At 46.5% G+C, this 18,964-nt stretch carries 17 protein-coding genes; 8 read left to right on the top strand and 9 right to left on the bottom strand.

The annotated features are described in order from the left end of the window. Positions 1–4: 4 nt before the first annotated feature. The 3 genes from J0M30_08925 to J0M30_08915 form a co-directional block, all read right to left on the bottom strand. The gene (locus J0M30_08925) at positions 5–799 is read right to left on the bottom strand and encodes a PASTA domain-containing protein (protein ID MBN8667614.1); all 795 of its coding nucleotides are present in this window, start codon (positions 797–799) and stop codon (positions 5–7) included. A gap of 35 nt (positions 800–834) precedes the next feature. Next, positions 835–1,815 (bottom strand): D-alanine--D-alanine ligase, encoded by a 981-nt coding sequence (locus J0M30_08920; protein ID MBN8667613.1) that lies wholly within the window; start codon positions 1,813–1,815, stop codon positions 835–837. A gap of 278 nt (positions 1,816–2,093) precedes the next feature. Next, positions 2,094–2,441: a 4Fe-4S dicluster domain-containing protein gene (locus tag J0M30_08915; GenBank protein ID MBN8667612.1), complete on the bottom strand. Its 348-nt coding sequence runs from the start codon at positions 2,439–2,441 to the stop codon at positions 2,094–2,096. A 75-nt stretch (positions 2,442–2,516) separates the two neighbouring features. Between J0M30_08915 and J0M30_08910 the strand changes: the two genes are divergently transcribed. Together J0M30_08910 and J0M30_08905 are read left to right on the top strand one after the other, a co-directional pair. After that, positions 2,517–3,515: an acyl-CoA reductase gene (locus tag J0M30_08910; protein MBN8667611.1), complete on the top strand. Its 999-nt coding sequence runs from the start codon at positions 2,517–2,519 to the stop codon at positions 3,513–3,515. Between the two features lie 278 nt (positions 3,516–3,793). Next, a complete protein-coding gene (locus J0M30_08905; protein ID MBN8667610.1) occupies positions 3,794–5,311 on the top strand; it encodes a trypsin-like peptidase domain-containing protein in 1,518 nt (505 codons plus the stop codon). 91 nt (positions 5,312–5,402) lie between these two features. Here J0M30_08905 and J0M30_08900 read toward each other — a convergent pair whose 3' ends face one another. Next, positions 5,403–6,692, bottom strand: a complete 1,290-nt coding sequence (locus J0M30_08900) for a 1,4-alpha-glucan branching protein (protein ID MBN8667609.1) — start codon at positions 6,690–6,692, stop codon at positions 5,403–5,405. 77 nt (positions 6,693–6,769) lie between these two features. Between J0M30_08900 and J0M30_08895 the strand changes: the two genes are divergently transcribed. After that, positions 6,770–7,960 (top strand): 4-hydroxy-3-methylbut-2-enyl diphosphate reductase, encoded by a 1,191-nt coding sequence (locus J0M30_08895; protein MBN8667608.1) that lies wholly within the window; start codon positions 6,770–6,772, stop codon positions 7,958–7,960. Between the two features lie 99 nt (positions 7,961–8,059). On the opposite strand, the gene glgP is transcribed toward J0M30_08895, so the two are convergent. After that, positions 8,060–9,715: an alpha-glucan family phosphorylase gene (gene glgP / locus J0M30_08890; protein MBN8667607.1), complete on the bottom strand. Its 1,656-nt coding sequence runs from the start codon at positions 9,713–9,715 to the stop codon at positions 8,060–8,062. 62 nt (positions 9,716–9,777) lie between these two features. After that, positions 9,778–10,737 (bottom strand): hypothetical protein, encoded by a 960-nt coding sequence (locus J0M30_08885; protein ID MBN8667606.1) that lies wholly within the window; start codon positions 10,735–10,737, stop codon positions 9,778–9,780. A gap of 103 nt (positions 10,738–10,840) precedes the next feature. On the opposite strand from J0M30_08885, the gene J0M30_08880 reads away from it, so the two are divergent. Together J0M30_08880 and J0M30_08875 are read left to right on the top strand one after the other, a co-directional pair. After that, on the top strand, positions 10,841–11,497 hold the full coding sequence (locus tag J0M30_08880) for a metal-dependent transcriptional regulator (protein MBN8667605.1): 657 nt from the start codon (positions 10,841–10,843) through the stop codon (positions 11,495–11,497). Positions 11,498–11,508: 11 nt separating this feature from the next. Continuing rightward, a complete protein-coding gene (locus J0M30_08875; GenBank protein MBN8667604.1) occupies positions 11,509–12,324 on the top strand; it encodes a ZIP family metal transporter in 816 nt (271 codons plus the stop codon). A gap of 3 nt (positions 12,325–12,327) precedes the next feature. Here J0M30_08875 and J0M30_08870 read toward each other — a convergent pair whose 3' ends face one another. After that, positions 12,328–12,918, bottom strand: coding sequence for a Crp/Fnr family transcriptional regulator (locus tag J0M30_08870; protein MBN8667603.1), 591 nt, complete (start codon positions 12,916–12,918; stop codon positions 12,328–12,330). A gap of 161 nt (positions 12,919–13,079) precedes the next feature. Between J0M30_08870 and J0M30_08865 the strand changes: the two genes are divergently transcribed. Continuing rightward, positions 13,080–14,312 (top strand): isocitrate dehydrogenase (NADP(+)), encoded by a 1,233-nt coding sequence (locus J0M30_08865; GenBank protein MBN8667602.1) that lies wholly within the window; start codon positions 13,080–13,082, stop codon positions 14,310–14,312. A 90-nt stretch (positions 14,313–14,402) separates the two neighbouring features. After that, positions 14,403–14,903 (top strand): GNAT family N-acetyltransferase, encoded by a 501-nt coding sequence (locus J0M30_08860; protein ID MBN8667601.1) that lies wholly within the window; start codon positions 14,403–14,405, stop codon positions 14,901–14,903. 27 nt (positions 14,904–14,930) lie between these two features. Here the strand turns inward: J0M30_08860 and J0M30_08855 are convergent, their stop codons facing one another. Then, a complete protein-coding gene (locus J0M30_08855) occupies positions 14,931–15,440 on the bottom strand; it encodes an Lrp/AsnC family transcriptional regulator (GenBank protein MBN8667600.1) in 510 nt (169 codons plus the stop codon). A gap of 117 nt (positions 15,441–15,557) precedes the next feature. On the opposite strand from J0M30_08855, the gene J0M30_08850 reads away from it, so the two are divergent. After that, positions 15,558–16,883 carry an adenosylhomocysteinase gene (locus tag J0M30_08850; GenBank protein MBN8667599.1) on the top strand — a complete coding sequence of 442 codons (1,326 nt, stop codon included), beginning with the start codon at positions 15,558–15,560 and terminating at the stop codon, positions 16,881–16,883. A 129-nt stretch (positions 16,884–17,012) separates the two neighbouring features. Here J0M30_08850 and J0M30_08845 read toward each other — a convergent pair whose 3' ends face one another. Continuing rightward, positions 17,013–18,944 carry a sialate O-acetylesterase gene (locus tag J0M30_08845; protein ID MBN8667598.1) on the bottom strand — a complete coding sequence of 644 codons (1,932 nt, stop codon included), beginning with the start codon at positions 18,942–18,944 and terminating at the stop codon, positions 17,013–17,015. Positions 18,945–18,964: the final 20 nt, after the last annotated feature.

Genomic DNA, 18,964 nt, shown 5'->3' with positions numbered 1-18,964 from the left:
TCAATTAATTTATTGGGGACTGCACACGGTTCGTATCGATCACCGGTTTCTCCACCATCAACCAGACATCGACCATTTGACCTGGCCGTATCCGTTGCATTTTTCCTTCCTCGTCGAACCGTTTGGGGTTCTGATCAAAAATAAAGGCATTAAGGGTATCTGTTACGCCTTGGGCCTGCGCCACGAAGATGCTGATGCCCCTGCTTCCGAGATCTGCTTTGGCCTGGGCAAAGGTCAGGCCAAGCAAATGAGGAACAGGGTATTGCGTATCTCCCACTCCGTCTCCCAGAACCAGGTCGATCGTTGTTCCCATCTGAATTTTTGTACCGGCCGCTATAGCCTGACCATTGACCAATTGTTCCAGCACCGAGTTCTTGGCAAAGTCTGGTTTAGTGGTGGTATCACCCACCCGCAGGCCCATATTTTTTAACTGCATTTCCGCACTCCGATAGCTAAATCCGATCAGGTTGGGCATTTCGATCACCGGAGGAACGGCGCGGTTGATCGTGAGATAAACCGTCCGGTCGATCTTGACTACCGCATCCCCTTCAGGCACTTGCCGAATCACTGAAAGTGGAGGAATGGTATCGATATAAATAGAATCAACGATCTCCAGTCCAAATCCTCCGGCAGCCAATAATTTTTTTGCTTCATCCAGTGTTTTCCCGGTGACATCCGGAACATTTTTGGACCGGTCATGCTTAGTGATAAAATTAAGCGATATCACAAACAGGAACAAGATCACGACCACCAGAATAAAGGCAGCGAGAATGTTGACCCAGAGTGGACGTTTTGTTATAAAAGAAAACACGTTTGGCATTTTTAGGTTATGGTTCAGGAAGCATTCAGTGCTTCATCGGTTATGGCGGAATAAAAATCGGTCAGGTTCATCCCGGCAGCCCGTACCTGCTGAGGTACGATACTGGCGTCACTTTGTCCAGGGATGGTATTTACTTCCAGCATATAAGGTCTTCCCTCCTGCTCCTGATAAATAAAGTCGATACGTATCACACCCCGGCAATTGAATACGGCATAAATGGTACGAGCCGCATCGCGGATCTTTTCTGCTACTGTATCGGCAATCTCCGCCGGAGTGGTTTCTGTTGATTTCCCCTGGTATTTGGCTTCAAAATCAAAGAATGCCTTGTCATGATCGGCCCTGACTTCGGTGATTGGAAGTACATGTATCTTACCCTTGGACCGATACACGCCTACGGTAAACTCCCGGCCCTGGATCATTTCTTCTACCAGTACCTGGCTATCCTCGGCAAAAGCCTTTTCGATCGCTTCATCCAACTCACCTGCCTTAAAAACCTTGCTCATTCCGATACTGGATCCTCCGTTATTGGGTTTTACAAATACCGGATATTGAAGTGTATCCCGAAAGGACGCCGAATTTGCATGTGAGTGCCGAAACAAATGTACGGAACGAGCCACCCCTATACCGGCCATGGAGGCAACAGCAACTGTATATCGTTTGTTGAAGGTGATAGCAGAAGTGGCAGCATCACAGGAAGTATATGGAATACCCAGGGTATCAAAATACCCTTGCAACTTTCCGTCTTCGCCGGGTGTTCCATGAATACAAATAAAGACCGCGTCAAATTTTACTTTGCCAGTTGACAGGGACAATGAAAAGTCGTTCTTATCAATAGCTGTGGAATCCTGATAGAACCAGCCATCCTTCCGCACATCGATCAGATAAACCTCATATTTTGACCGGTCGAGATGGGCATCGATGGTTTTCGCACTTTTATAGGATATCACAGCCTCGCCGGAATAACCTCCCGTCAGCAGGGCGATCTTTTTAGTCATGAAAGGTATAGGTGTTTGTGGGGCAAATATTCGAAAATTCCGGTGTATTTGGAAGAATTCAAACGGCTTATCCTTAAAACTTATTTGATGCCCTTCCGCTTTTACCCAATTTTAACATTCAGGAAATAAGAAAGGTGAAGGCCATCTACTTCCTTCACCTTTTTACGGCGGGAAATATCACCCGCCAGAATGGAACAGTACTGGACTGTTTTATATTGATCCTAAGATAAGTCAAAAAGAAAGGGAAAACCAGTTTTCGCCCCTCTTTTTTTCCACAATCAGATGTGCATTTTATCTTTTTTGGCCAGCAGTTCATCCACGGTTTCGCGGTACATTTCGTCTGGAACACAGCAATCTACCGGGCAAACAGCGGCACACTGGGGCTCTTCATGAAAACCCTGGCACTCGGTGCATTTATTGGGAACGATATAATAGGTATCCGTGGCAACCGGCGCATTCTTTTGGTCAGCTTCGATAACAGTTCCATCCATGAGGGTAAAAGAGCCTTTGACTGTGGTCCCGTCAGCAATGGCCCATTCCACACCACCTTCATAAATGGCGTTATTGGGGCATTCTGGTTCGCAGGCACCGCAGTTGATACATTCTTCGGTGATCTTGATTGCCATATCTTTTGATTTTAATTTACGGAATAGCGAATTTTGAAAGTCCTACAAATATAAAGCACCGTTATAAAAATAAAAATGAATTTAGAACATCGTATAAATCTGATGGTCCGATTGGGGGAATATATGGCCGGAAATGACCCCGCCTGGGTCGAAGCCCGTTCCCGGGCCTCGGTGGAGAATGGCTGGTTTACCCCTGAATTCATTGACAAGGCCGTTCGGTCTATCGTTGACGGTTACCTTCAAAGGGAAACCCTGGAAGCATTGGCAAGCGATTATCCCTACCTGCAAGAGCACCACACGCCCCGTAAAGTGGGGATCGTTATGGCCGGGAATATACCGCTGGTAGGATTCCATGATCTGCTTTGCGTCTTCCTGTCGGGCCATATCGCGCTCATAAAGCCCTCTTCACGGGATAAAGTACTGCTCGAACACCTGGTGGAGACACTGGTTTCCTGGGTTCCGGAAATAGCTGACCGCATCCAATTCCAGGAGATGCTCAAACATTGCGATGCCTATATCGCCACCGGAAGCAATAATTCCTCCCGCTATTTTGCCTATTATTTTGGCAAATACCCAAATATCATCCGGAAAAACCGGACCTCCGTTGGCTTGCTCGATGGCACCGAGACCAGCGAGGAACTGGACGCACTGGCAGACGATGTACACCTGTATTTTGGTCTGGGATGCCGAAATATCACCAAGATCCTGGTCCCGGAAGGATATGATTTCATTCCCCTGCTGGAGGCTTTCAAAAAATATGGCTACCAGGGAGAACACCATAAGTACAAGAATAATTATGATTACAACCTGGCCCTTCATATCCTGAATGGGAATAAATACATGTCAAGTGGCAGCCTTCTCCTGGCCGAAAACCCGTCCCTGTTCTCCCCGATCAGCCAACTGAACTATGAATATTACTCAAATAAGGAAAAAATGACAGCCCAGGTCCTGTCAAACCCCGACCTTCAATGTCTCGTTGGCCATGGATTTACCCCCTTTGGGCAGGCGCAATGTCCGGGAATCCGGGATTTTGCAGATGGCATAGATACAATGGCGTTTTTGGGAGGTATCTAAGGAGGGGCGGTTTGGGGAGGTTGGATGTTTGAGGTCAGATGTTGGATGTTGGATGTTGGAAGTCCTAGGTCCGGAGTACACAGTTTTTTCCTCGGTCAACTGTTCCCCGTCATCTGACATCCAACATCCAACATCCAACCTCTCAAAACCAGCACGCATCTACGAAGCTCTTAGTAAATGATTTGTTAAACTGAAAACCTGACAGATCAACTGTATCAATGTCTTTGTTATTTTGTAGGCACAAACTTTGAATAGAAAACCAAAAATCAGTATAGAACATGAAATGGAAACAGATACTTCTGATCGTAGTAATCAGTAGTGGTACAGCCCTGGGCAGTGTGTGGGGTTATTCGAAATGGGGACAGAAGAATTCGGTAACCATCTCTGGTGCAGATGCAAAATTACCTGCCAATTATGCCGGCTTCTTTGACGGTAAATCAGGTGATGCTGCAGCCCCTATTGACTTTACCCAGGCAGCCAATGCATCGGTTCAGGCCGTGGTGCACATTAAAACCAAGATCCCGGCGCAGAAAGTGAGCAATGATATTCCCCGTCGCCGGGGAGGTATGTTTGATGATTGGTTCGACCAGTTCTTTGACATGGGTCCTCAGGTTATCCCGGAACAAAGGGCTTCGGGAAGTGGGGTGCTGATCAGTGATGACGGGTATATTGTTACCAATAATCACGTGATCGATGATCAAAAAGGCGGTGTTGCCGGGGAGATCAATGTAACCCTGCATAATAAAAAATCCTATAAGGCCCGCTTGATCGGACGCGACCCAAGCAGTGACCTGGCTGTACTTAAGATCGATGCCACTGGTCTTCCTTACCTGATCTATGGCAATTCTGACGATGTCAAACTGGGGCAGTGGGTACTGGCTGTTGGTTATCCGCTTACTTTGGAGACAACAGTTACCGCTGGTATTGTAAGTGCTAAGGGACGAGCCATTGGCATCAATAGCCGGCAAAGTAATAGTCCGGTTGAATCATTTATACAAACAGATGCGGCAGTTAACCAGGGGAACAGTGGTGGTGCCCTTGTAAACACCACCGGGCAACTTATTGGTATCAACTCGGCCATCCTGGCTCCTAGTGGAACCTATGCCGGTTACTCTTTTGCAATTCCCGTAAAACTGGTCAAAAAGATCGTAAACGATATCATAGAATTTGGCGATGTCCAAAGAGGATATATCGGTATCAGCTACCCTTCCGGAGAATTATCAGAAGAGCAGCAAAAAGAACTTGGTTTTCGTGATGGGGATGGAGTATATGTATCTGCCGTTTCCCCCGATGGTGCTGCCGTTAGTGCCGGTATCAAAAAAGGAGATGTCATTACGCGGATCAACAATCAGCCTGTTACCAGTGGCTCTGAAATGAGTGCCCAGGTAGCCAATTACCGTCCGGGTGATAAAGTCGCAGTAACCTATAAACGCGGTGGAAAGGAATTTACCGCCAATGTGGTGCTGAAAGCCAAAGCAGGAAACTTTGATGTGGTGAATACCGCTAATATCAATGATAAAATTGGTGGACAACTCGCAACACTCGACGCCCGCAAAGCAGAGAAAATGGGTATCGATGGTGGTGTGGAAGTAACCAAGGTCTATGAAGGCGGTCCCTTAAACAAAGCCCGCGTGGAAGATGGATTTGTGATCACCAGCATCAATGACCGCCCGGTGAAAAGCCTGGAAGAATTGGTAAAATTGCTGAACAGTTTCAATAGTGTGTTCCAGGTAAAAGGTGTCTATCCCGGATATGATGGGGTGTATACTTTTCCGGTGAAGTTGAATGAAGACTGAGAAATAAGGAATAAGAAATAAAAAATAAGGAATGAGAAAGTAGAGAGCACTCTTTCTCATTCCTTATTTTTTATTTCTTATTCCTTCTTTCCTATTTCAAATAGACATAATACCCCCACCCCATAATCCTCCCTTCTCTTTCTTCGCTCCAGTTTTTTGACTGACTGGAAAACAATTCGGTAAAGGTTCCTTCCAGACGGGTATCGGGTATGGAAAAAGACAATTCATATTCATCCGAAAAATGGAGGATGACCAGCACTTCGCTTTCACCTTTTTTTCTCAGAAAAGCATAGAGCTTATCATCTGCACTGGTATGCAGGCGAATGGGAAGTGTATCGGGGTCGCCTGCGCGTAAGGCAGGGTGCTGGCTATGAAGCTGCAATAAATCTTTGTAGAATTTTTCAAGGTAATACTGACCTGTCCATTCCACGGGATCTTTATCAAAGAAGGCCAACCGCTTGTGGTTGGGCGCCTCCTGTCCGGTATACACAAGTGGAATTCCACTCCAGGTAGCGCTGAAAACAGCCAATCCCCTTGCCATATCGCCATACTTCTCAAACTCGGTACCATTCCAACTGTTCTCGTCATGATTACTTGTAAACCATATCTGCATAGAGCTTCCCCGGTTAACCTGCTGGTACCGCTCCAGTAATGATTCTAATTCAAAAAGCGGATACCGATGCTGATAAAATTCGCGGGTCCGGTGCATCCATTTCCAGGAATAACAGGCATCAAAAACCCCCATGTATTCCGGGTTTTCCAGTTCATCAAATTCACCCAGCCAAAAAAGTGGTTTAATTTTTTCAAGCGCCGGGCGTGCTTCCTGCCAAAAGAAATATTCCACCCAGGCAGCCAGATCGCAACGAAAACCATCAATATCAAATTCCATCACCCACCATTGCATGGCTTCGATCATGGCAGCCCGCATATCCGCGTTGTAGAAATCAAGCTCAATGATATCGTCCATCCCGGAAGCACGTTTGAAATCACCGGTAGCAGGATCTTTTTCATACCAGTCGGGATGTTGAATGGTCCATTCATGGCCCCAGCCGGTATGATTGGCCACCCAGTCGATTATCACTTTAAACCCCATTTCATGGGCTGTTTTCACCAGTTCCCGAAAGTCGGCCTCGGTTCCGAATTCAGGATCCACACCTTTGTAAGAAGCACAGGCATAATAACTTCCCATCGTGCCCTTCATATGCTGCCGCGCTATTGGGGTAATCGGCATGAACCAAAGGGTTTCAACACCCATGGCACGCAAACGGGGCAAGGCCGGCATAAAAGCCTGTATGGTTCCTTCCTGACTATATTGTCGAAGGTTGACCTCATAAACATTTGTGTGGCGAACCCAATCGGGTATGGGAAACGGTTTTGGCATGGGTAAAATAAGGTGTGAAAATAAGAAATAGCTGCTATGTAATATAGCATAACCATGAAAGAGGGTAATTTTGCCAAATGAAGAGTTTCGAGATACCGGAAATGTACCGAAGCCCGCTGATCACAGCGGTTAAACAAAAACGCAAAGAGGAGGATAAGTTAAAAAAAGACTTTACCCCTACCCTGCTTGATTTTGGTAACCTTCGTATTCACCTGGCCCGACATTTCGGGTTCTGTTACGGAGTGGAGAATGCCATTGAGATCGCCTTTCGCACCATAGCCGAAAACCCGGACAAGCGCATATTTTTGTTAAGTGAGATGATCCACAATCCACAGGTAAATGCCGATCTGCAGTCCTATGGCATTACTTTTATGCAGGACACCTATGGAAAACAACTCATTCCCTTTGAATCGCTGACCGCCGACGATATTGTTGTGATCCCTGCCTTTGGTACCACTCTTGAGATAGAAGAAAAGCTTCGTGGAATTGGTATTCAGATCGAAAAATACAATACCACCTGCCCATTTGTTGAAAAGGTCTGGAACCGGAGTGAACAGATCGCGCGTAAAGATTATACCATCGTAATTCATGGCAAGCCCAGGCATGAGGAAACCAGGGCCACATTTTCACACGCCTCCTTTTATGCTGCTTCCGTGGTGGTAAAGGACATGGGCCAGGCCATTGAATTGGGCAAATATATTTCCGGTGAAAAAGATCCCGCGCAATTCTATCAGGAATTTGAAGGGCAGTATTCGTCGGGATTTAAGGTGGAACGCGATCTTCAAAAGATCGGTGTGGTGAACCAGACGACCATGTTGGCCAGTGATACGCAGGCGATCGCCGATCATTTGAAACAGGTCATGATCGCTACCTATCAACCAGCACCAGATCAGGTTTCCTCCCGGTTTGCGGATACGCGCGACACACTATGCTATGCGACAAATGATAACCAGAGTGCTGTTTATGGTATGCTCGAAACAAAAGCCGATCTGGCCATCGTGGTGGGAGGATACAACTCCTCCAACACCTCTCACCTGGTAGAATTGTGCGAAGAAAAATTGCCTACCTATTTCATTCGGGATGAAAGTAAACTCCTGTCAAAGGAAGAGATCGAGCATTTTGATTTTCACCATAAACTCGAAAAGACCACCACGAATTATTTACCCGAAAAGGAACCAGTTGATATCCTGATTACCAGCGGTGCTTCCTGCCCCGATGCGATCGTGGAAAGAGTGATAAATCGGCTTAGATCTTTATTTGAAGGATGATTTTCGTGAGACGTGAGGCGTGAGAGGTGAATAGTGAAAGGTGAGTGGCAAGAGTTTTCTACTCACGATTCACGTCTCACGATTCACGTCTCACGAAACCTACTTATAAAGCAACTCATAATACTCGTGCGCCATCCTATTACTTTCAAACTGGAACCGCACATCCCGCATACCATTCTTTGTGATCTGTCTCCAGGTATCACGGTCATTGTAGTATAATGGGAGAATTTGTTTTTCGAGTATCTCGTATAATTTATCCAAGTCGTATTGATCTTGTTCCTGAACCGACATGCGGTCATAATCAGCCTTTGGAACCACAAACCCGTTGTTTCCGTGATTAATGAATTCAGGGATCCACCCATCATCCGTAGAGAAGTTGACTGCACCATTCATGGCTGCGGTCATACCGCTGGTACCTGATGCTTCGCGTGGTACACGGGGATTATTCAACCAAATATCGCCTGCTTGTTTCAGGCGTTTGGACAAGGCCAGTTCATATCCGATCAGCACCGCCACATTGTTATAATTTTTGCTCAGGTGCACCAGTGCATTAAACTCGGATATCGCCGGATAATCGAGTGGGTAAGGTTTACCTGCCCAAATGATCTGAATGGGGTAACGTGTATCTTCCATCAGGCGGTTGAACCGTGTAAGGTCAGACGCGATCAACCCGGCCCGCTTATACCCGGCAAAGCGGCGCGCCCATACGATCGTAAACACATCCGGATTGAATAATTTTCCCGTTTGATCGGCTACAATCTCAAATGCCCTTTTCTTCAGATGCTTTTTCCGGTCATCAAAGGCCCAATCATTTCCTTCTTCACTAAACCGGTATAATTGCTTATCCGCCCAATAACGCCAATTCTGCGCATTGGTGATCGAGATGATGGGACAAATATTCTGGTATTTTCCCCACATCTGGCGGGAAACCACACCATGCAATTGAGATACTCCATTGGCCAGTTTGGCAAAACGGAGCGCAGCAAGAGAATGGTTAAACTGGTCATCGTTACTCTGGGTCAGCTTTTTCACTTCATCCACGGAAAGCCCGCAGAAATAACTCATTTTATGACAGAGGTAAATATCGTGTTTCTCATTACCCGCTTCCTCCGGTGTATGCGTCGTGAACACCAATCTTTTCCTCACTTCCTCGATATTGTTCCCATATTTTTTATACAGATAAAAGGCGGAAGAAAGGGCATGCGCCTCATTCATGTGGTAGAGATCGGGGTTGAACCCAAGTTCATCCACCAATTTAGCTCCCCCTACACCCAACAGAATGAATTGGGCAACTTTAGTGGCCACATTGGCATCGTATAAACGGTGGGTGATGGTTTGAGATACGTAGTCATTCTCCGGAATATCGGTAGACAGGAGAAATAAGGGAGCTGTTTTAAAGGTCTCCGGATTCAGGTAATAGGCTTTCACCCAAACCGGATGTTCATGTACATTGATCTGGAATTTAATACCAGTATCTTCCAGAAAACTGAAATTCTTTTCCATCCAGGTTACCTGAAGGGTCTGATCCTGGTTGCGGGATTGGTCATAATACCCATATTTCCAAAGGATTCCGATACCGATCATGTTCTGCCTCAACTCATAAGCACTCCGCATATGTGAACCGGCCAGAAACCCCAATCCACCGCTGTAGATCTTCAGGGGCTGGTGTATCCCGAATTCCATCGAGAAATAAGCAATCTTCTTGGAATAACGTTCATCGCAGGCGTACGGAAGCTTGTAATGTCTAAAACTCATAATGTGTCTTTTTTACACTTTGCGGGCGCAATATAATCGCAAAAATTGAAATAAGATAGGACTCAGCCCTTGCTCTTTTTCGCTTTCGATGTCTTTTTCCTGGGAAATGCCCCATCAAACACACATTCCAGGCCACGCCAATTGCCACAGGCAGCCTCTTCTTTTAACCTCACGGAGGTGGCAGAAAACTGAAAAGCCAGTTGACAGGGGTCACCGGGTTTGCTGTAAACAGCTTTGTTGGCGGAGATAAATTTTGCTTCGCCCCGGATCTCCCCTTTGCAATCGCCGGCCTTGTTCTCAAGGTGAATAAAAAAGATCATTCGGCCGGGGCGAGCTGCATCACGAATGGAAATGATATTCATTTTATCACGGGAATAGTCAGCCGAATATTTGTTCTTAACCGGCAAGGTATCAATGGGATTGATCACCTCCCGGATGCGATCATCCAATGCTTCAGTCATCAGGAGGGTGAATTTCCTTAACTCGCCGTCGTAAGCAAATGATTCCTTTCCTTCTGCCTGCGTGCCATCTGCCTTGGTCATTTGTATTGTTTTGTTCACCACAAAGCGTGAATCCATATTACTTTGCTCCCGTGTGGCGCTGTTCTTATCCTGCTGAAAAAGGATCATGGAGTTACCATAGGCTAATTTTTTATCCAACGCGGAAATGAGTATGATCCGCTTTTCCCCGCCCACGAGCTTGGAAAAAAGATAGGTTTCACCTTCCGGGTCTTCCACCCGGGCTACCGGATAGAATTTGGGTTTGACTGTCCTTCCAAAAAGCGCATTGACGATCGAATCGGGAATGAATTGTGTAAATATCTTTCGGCTTATCCGAAAGGAATCATTGTCTTTTTTTCGGATCGAAGTATCGGCAAAAACCAGGGTCGGTTTTTTCAATGGATACGATTCAACAAAATCACTGATCTCCACTGGTTCCTCTCCCGATAATGAAGGCTTTTTCTTTTTTCCACAACCACCCAGTATCCCGATGGCCAATAGGAACAATAAGACCCTTTTCATCCTGAAAATTTTCCCCAATATACCGTATTCCCCCCTTACAGAAAGGTTATTTTCGTGTTTACGGAATTTTTTTTAGATTTGTCTAAATTTTATTTTAGGCAAAATGAATTATTCGGTCAGCGAAGAAAATTATATCAAAGCCATTTTCCATCTTCAGGGTGAAGGGGAAACGGTGACCACTAACGCACTGGCGGCTGAATTAAAAACAAGACCGGCATCGGTGACAGATATGCTCAAGAAATTGAAGACAAAAAAGCTGGTCAATTACCAACCCTATCATGGATTTCGGCTTAGTCCCGAAGGAAAGAAAACAGCGCTGGGTATTATCCGTCGTCATCGTCTCTGGGAGTATTTTCTTTCGGAGAAATTAAAATTTGACTGGAATGAGGTACATGAGGTGGCCGAACATCTTGAACATGTAAGCAGCCGAAAACTCATTGACAAATTGGAGGAATATTTGGGTTACCCCAAATTTGATCCGCATGGAGATCCCATACCGGATAGTTCCGGTAAAATGGAGTCCAGTCCCCAAACAATGCTCAGTCAATTGGAACCCACTCAGGCCGGAGTGGTTATCCAGGTGAGCAACCAATCCCCTGCCCTGCTTGAATTATTGTCAGCACGCAAGATCGGTATCGGTACCCGTATCGAACTGATACGCAAGTTTGCCTTTGACGGTTCGGTAGAAATCCGAATCGGTCGTTCTGCACCATTTATCATCAGTGAACAATTAGCCAGTAACTTATTTATCCGGAAATAACCATGAAATCAATTGAAGCTTTTTTCTCCCAGCTTGGACCTGTACAATCCGCTTTACTGGCTACGCTATTTACCTGGCTGGTCACAGCCCTTGGGGCTTCGCTGGTTTTCTTTTTTAAGACCATGCGCCGGAGTGTACTTGACCCGATGCTCGGGTTTACGGGTGGTGTAATGGTTGCTGCCAGTTTCTGGAGCCTGTTAAACCCGGCGATTGAAATATCGGAAAGACTTTATCCCGGGTGGAGTTGGATGCCGGCGGCAGTGGGTTTCTTTCTGGGGGCCATGTTCATTTATGGATTGGATAAATACCTGCCCCACCTCCATATCAATTTTGGGGTGGAAGAAACGGAAGGTGTCAGGACAAAGTTGCATAAAACCACCTTGCTCATCCTGGCCATTACCTTACATAATATTCCGGAAGGTTTGGCGGTTGGAGTGCTATTTGGCGCAGCGGCTGAGGGTATGCCCGAAGCGTCGATTGCAGGCGCAATAGCCCTGGCCCTGGGTATCGGGATACAGAATTTTCCTGAAGGCATTGCTGTGGCCATGCCCCTTCGACGGCATGGGGTCAGTCGTTTGCGAAGTTTCTGGTTTGGTCAACTTTCCGCCATCGTAGAACCCATTGCCGGTGTCATTGGTGCGCTGGCCGTCATGTATATGCAACCGGTATTACCCTTTGCCCTGGCTTTTGCGGCCGGTGCCATGATCTATGTGGTTGTTGAAGAAGTAATTCCCGAAACGCAGCGTGACAAATACACCGACCGGTCTGTATTGGGATTTATCGGAGGCTTTCTGGTGATGATGGTACTGGATGTGGCGCTGGGATAGGTATTATGCTTTTCGCGCACGCAGCAAATGCTTAAAGCGGCTAAAGGTCTCAGGTTTGATATTGAGTAATGAGGCCAGGTATTTCTGAGGCACCCGTTGAATCAGGTCCGGGTTGCGGCTTACGAAATCAATAAAACGTTCCCTGGGCGATTCCTGTATCAGTTTAGATTGCCATTTATCTTGTAAGATGGCGATCGAGGTGACAACTTTGCGACCCAGATGTTCCATCTTGGCAGAAGAACTAAAGATCGTTTCCAGGCTTTTATACGAGATCGAGATCAAAGTAGTGGGCTCAATGGCTTCCAGGCAATAGTTGGAAGGCTCCCGGCTTAAGAATGAATCCTGAACCAGGATGATCTGCCCCTCTTTGGAAATCTGGGTATGGACCTCTACCTTGTTTTTCTTGTAATATTTGCGGACCAACCCACGTGTGATCAGGTTGAAATAATTTTCCACCTCCCCAATCCCGGTGATCACTTGTCTTTTTTCAAATTGACGCTTGACCGTCAGGGGTTGAATAAATTCATGAAACTCCTCATCGGATAGTTCCGTGAACTTGTTAATAAAATGGAGTAGTACCTTGTAGTCTTGCATTGCTACCTATCAGTGGTACAAAGGTAGGCAACCTGACACGATAACAAGCCCCAAAATCGGTGAATTGCCCCTCTTGAACGATAAAATGCCCGATTCGGGTATCGGGTTGAACATTTACGGAAACCCCTAAATTTGCAGCTATTCAAAACATTACAAGAATTATGGCACAAAAAATCAAGGTGGCCAATCCAGTCGTGGAACTGGACGGCGATGAAATGACAAGGATTATCTGGAAATTCATCAAAGACAAACTCATCCTTCCTTATTTGGAAGTGGATATCAAATACTATGACCTCGGTATGGAGTATCGGGATGCGACCAATGACCAGGTCACGATTGATGCAGCCAATGCGATCAAAGAACATGGTGTGGGTATCAAGTGTGCCACCATTACCCCGGATGAAGCAAGGGTAAAAGAGTTCAACCTGAAACAAATGTGGAAGAGCCCCAATGGAACGATCCGGAATATTCTGGATGGCACTGTATTCCGCGAACCGATCGTAATGAAGAATGTACCCCGTCTTGTGACCAATTGGACCGCCCCCATCATTGTGGGACGTCATGCATTTGGTGACCAATACCGGGCTACGGATACCGTGATCAAAGGAAAAGGAAAGCTCACCATGACCTTTACACCCGAAGGTGGTGGCGAAGCGCAGGTTTTTGAAGTGTACAATTATAAAGGCGATGGAGTGGCCATGACCATGTACAATACCGATGAAAGTATCATTGGCTTTGCACGGAGCTGCTTCAATATGGCCCTGAGCAAAAAATGGCCTCTTTATCTCTCCACCAAGAATACCATCCTCAAGAAATACGATGGGCGTTTCAAAGATATTTTTGAAGAGATCTATCAAAATGAATTCAAGGCCAAATTTGATGCCGCCGGTATCATCTATGAACATCGCCTGATCGATGACATGGTGGCCAGCGCCCTGAAATGGAATGGCAATTTTGTCTGGGCTTGTAAGAATTATGATGGTGATGTACAAAGCGATACGGTTGCCCAGGGATTTGGTTCACTCGGCCTCATGACCTCCGTATTGATCACACCTGACGGGAAAACAATGGAAGCTGAAGCCGCTCACGGAACAGTGACACGTCACTACCGTGAACATCAGAAGGGTAAGCCCACATCCACCAACCCCATCGCGTCGATCTTTGCCTGGACACGTGGCTTGGCTTTTCGTGGTAAACTGGATAACAATCAGGCCCTGATCGATTTTGCCAATGCCCTGGAGGCTGTGTGTATTGAAACAGTAGAAAGTGGTAAGATGACAAAGGACCTCGCGGTATGTATCCATGGTAACAAGGTGAATCATGGAGAACATTACCTCTATACTGAGGAATTCCTGGATGCCATTGATGAAAACCTGAAGAAAAAATTAGGCTAACCTCCCCGCGTTCCCTTAGCGCCTTTGCAACTTCGCAGTAAATTTAACTGCAGGACGCCCTGGCACTAAGGGACGCTTATTTATTCGATAATGCGATCCATCAGAGAAGCCAAACAAGAAGACATTCCCCACATCCGGTCGCTGGCTTTTGCGATCTGGCCCGAAACCTATAGTTCCATTATTTCCAGCGAGCAGATAGATTATATGCTTGAAATGATGTACAGCGAAGCAGCCCTGCAAAAACAAATGGAAGAAGGCTGTGTTTTTCTGCTCGCGGAAAACCAGAATACTCTGGTGGGATTCGCCGCTTATCAGCGTCTTTCCTCCGAAGAATTCAAATTGCATAAACTGTATGTCCTACCCTCGCAGCACGGCAAAGGAACCGGAAGAGCACTGGTTGATCAGGTAAATGATGCCGTAAAAAAGCAAGGGGGAAAAAAGATCATCTTACAGGTCAATAAAAACAATCCGGCAAAAACCTTCTACGACCGTCTTGGTTTTATAGTGCGGGAAGAAGTGGTACTTGATATTGGAAATGGATTTGTGATGGATGATTTTGTGATGGAGAAAGACGTGAGACGTGAATCGTGAATCGTGAGACCTTTCACGTCTCACGATTCACGCCTCACGCTCCACCAACACATGCGTATCCTTAATCACTCCCATCACAAACACACTCTGCACCTGCCCCATGTTCTCGATCTGGCTGAGTTTGTTGACATGAAAATTGTAGTAGGAATCCATATTTTCCGCCACCACTTTTAGCATAAAATCAAATTCGCCCGAGATATTATAACACTCGATCACTTCGGGCATTTCCTGAATGGCTTTGATGAATTTGATACCCGCGTTCTTATTATGTTGCCTAATGGAAACATAACAGATAACCATCAGGCTTTTCTTTACACTGGCCGGATCCAATAAGGCCGCGTACTGTTTAATCACCCCGGTATCTTCCAGGCGTTTGATCCTTTCATGAACAGGGGTCGGGGTTAAATGCACCCTTTCTGCTATTTCTTTGACCGACATCCGGGCATTTTCCTGCAAAAGGGACAGTATTTCCATGTCCTTTGTGTCCAGAGAAGGAGCGGTCATAGTATTATCCTCTTTTTTGCTCATTTTTTTCATAAGTAGACAGAATATTCAATAATAAAAGAAAGCTATTTTAGAATAAAACACTAAATTATCAATAATTGTTGGAATATTCCACTATGAGCCTACCTTTGTGGCTATAAAACCTAAAGCATGTCTACAACTACCAAATCCATTGATTTCAAATTGCCCTATAAAGTGGCCAATATTGAACTGGCTGAGTGGGGTCGTAAAGAGATCCGTCTTGCTGAGGCTGAAATGCCCGGTCTGATGGCCCTCCGTAATGAATATGGCGCAAGCCAACCCCTGAAAGGTGCCCGTGTCGCCGGATGTTTACATATGACCATCCAGACCGCCGTTTTGATCGAAACCCTGGTTGCCCTGGGTGCCGAAGTAAAATGGAGTTCCTGTAATATCTTTTCTACCCAGGACCATGCTGCTGCGGCGATTGCTGCTGCCGGTATTGGTGTATTTGCCTGGAAAGGGCAGACACAAGCGGAAGCTGACTGGTGTATCGAGCAGACCCTGTTCTTTGGTGGTGCTGACCGCCCCCTGAACATGATCCTCGATGATGGTGGTGACCTGACCAATATGGTATTCGATGTGTACCCCGAACTGATCCAGCATGTGAAAGGACTGAGTGAAGAAACCACTACTGGTGTTCACCGTCTGTATGAGCGTATGGCAAAAGGCACCCTGCCTATTCCCGCCATCAACGTAAACGATAGCGTAACCAAATCGAAATTTGACAACAAATACGGTTGTAAGGAATCACTGGTTGACAGTATCCGCCGCGCCACTGACGTGATGCTGGCAGGTAAAGTGGCTGTTGTAGGTGGTTATGGTGATGTAGGTAAAGGTTCCGCTGCCTCTTTGGCCGGTGCCGGTTGCCGTGTGATCGTTACTGAGATCGATCCGATCTGTGCTCTTCAGGCTGCTATGGACGGTTTTGAAGTGAAGAAAATGAAAGACGCCGTGAAAGAAGCGGATATCGTTGTAACCGCTTCCGGTTGCCGCGACCTGATCACAGGCGAACATTTCAAATTGATGAAAGACAAAGCCATTGTCTGCAATATCGGTCACTTTGATATCGAGATCGACGTAGCCTGGTTGAATGACAACTACGGTCATACCAAAGACACGATCAAACCTCAGGTTGACCTCTACAATGTAGATGGTAAGGATATCATTCTGTTGGCCGAAGGCCGCCTGGTTAACCTGGGTTGCGCTACGGGTCACCCCTCCTTTGTAATGAGTAACTCCTTCACCAACCAGACCCTGGCCCAGATCGAATTATGGACCAACCACAAGAGCTACGAAAACAAAGTATATGTTCTTCCCAAACACCTGGATGAGAAAGTAGCCCGTCTGCACCTCGCCAAGATCGGTGTGGAACTGGATGTACTGACCAATGAGCAGGCCTCTTATCTGGGTATTCCCCAGAATGGACCGTTCAAGTCTGAGTTGTACAGATATTAATTGCTGAAAAGATCGATTACAAGGTTTTCACAGTTACCTCCGATCTTTAAATTTTTCATATTAAAAAGGATGGCACAAACTTAATGTTTGTGCCATCCTTTTTTTATTCTTTAGTCCGTCTAATACTACCTACCAACTATCGGTACGAAATGGAGAAGCCGGAAATCCTTCCTTATTGAACAAATTGGCATCTATCGGGCTGTCTGACCATGCATAACGAACAGCCACTGGTTTGGGCACTTGTTTACAACTTAGAACCACCTTGTTGTCTTTGATCGTAGCGTCCGCCCAATAGAATTTTCTATCTTCTCCGGCAACAGCAAAATGTTTTAATACGCCGCCTCTTGCCTCCAATCCGGAACCAATATGCGTAAACGTAAGCGTCATTTTATCCCCCTCTGTTGTCGCGTATGTAAACATTGGCCCCTGACTCACCAGCTCCATTTTCCCATAGGTGGTATGCATGGCCTCTGCTGCCAATCGTTCGCCCACTTCCTGCTTGCGTACAGGATGAATATCCAGCGGATTTCCTACATCCGTTGTAACGGCCATGCCGGTGTTGGGAAGTTGAAGCGTAAACAATTGTGCTTCGCGTAAAAGGGCCCAGTTGCTTTCTACAGGTTCTTTTGTCACCGCGCCAAAGGAAGCCAATTGAACAAACAAAAAGGGAAAATCATTTCCTGCTTTATTTCTCCAATCGCGGATCATGGCGGGAAAGAGCTGCCTGTATTCCAGGGATTGCTCCTTTGTATTGGCATTGCTTTCTCCCTGGTACCAGATAGCGCCTTTGAATCGAAGCGGGATGATCGGGGCGATCATCGCGTTGTAGAGTACCGAAGGCTGGTGTTCAATGGCACCATGTCCTGCGGTAAGGTCTTTTAATTCGGCAATGATCTCAAACTTCGCTTTTCCGGACAGGGGAATAATCTTATTACCCACCTTTACATGAAACTTTTCCGGTACCGCTGCAAATCCCCCACCCCCCTGGTTATCCTGTACCCGGACAGCAAGAATATTTGTCCCTGCCTTTAGCACACCGGCTGGAATGGTATAGGTCCTGGGTTTATCCCAAACAGAGGTTGTACCCAGAAAAGTACCGTTCAGGTAGGTAGAATCAATATCGTCGATCCCTGGTGTATTAAGCACCGCAGGCTTACCTGCATCGGATTTATTTACCGTAAAACGGATTCGATAGGTGACAATCCCATCGAGGGCGGGATAACCCATTTCCTCCCAGGGACGTGGCAAAACCATTTCCTTCCATTGCGCATCATCAAATCCCGGTTGAAGTACTTTGCGGGAATAATCAGCACTGGCTTTAATCTGTTCGAGGAATTGCTGGTAGAGTTCTTTTTTCTTTTGGGAAAGATTGGCCAGGTCCATCGGCCTGATCTTATCCCGATAAACCTGCTGGTAATGCGGAAATCCATAGAGCCCTTCAAAAGAGGTCCAGGCTTCTGCAGGCGTACCGCCCCAGGCGGTAACGATCAGGCCAACAGGTACGTTGAGTTCTTTTTGGAGTTTCTTACCAAACCAATACGCCACCGCGGAGCAATGACCCACTGTAGCGGGACTGATCGAGGTCCACGGGTATTGAATATCCAGGTCCTCATTGGCAGAGGTTGCTAAAGATTTGTTTACGGTAATAAACCGGAGTTGGTCATTCTTCGCTGTTTTGAGCTCTTCCGGATAGGTGGTTGGAAGCATATCCATTCGCCATTCCATATTGCTCTGGCCACTGCAAACCCATACCTCACCACCTACCACATCGCTGAAGGAAAGGGTCTCCTTACCTGAACGGATAACGAGGGTTCCAATAACCCCGCCTTTAACAGGTTCGAGGTAAACTGACCATTGCCCTCGGGCATTCGCATAGACCGAATAGATCTTGCTCATAAATTCCACCTGTACTTCCGTATCGGGAGCAGCCCATCCCCAGACGTGGGTGCTTTGGTCACGTTGCAGGACCATATGATCAGAAAAAAGCGCAGGAAGCCGAAGCTGACCATCGGCCTTATTGATCAGCAGCAAGGAGAGAAGCAAAACAAAAAGAGATCTCATGTGCCAGGTTTTTGATGGCA

It is taken from the genome of Chitinophagales bacterium, assembly GCA_017303415.1.
Taxonomy (GTDB): Bacteria; Bacteroidota; Bacteroidia; order Chitinophagales; family Chitinophagaceae; genus SpSt-398.
Note: the sequence above shows the minus strand (reverse complement) of the source record. Positions and strands in the feature narration are given on the sequence as shown.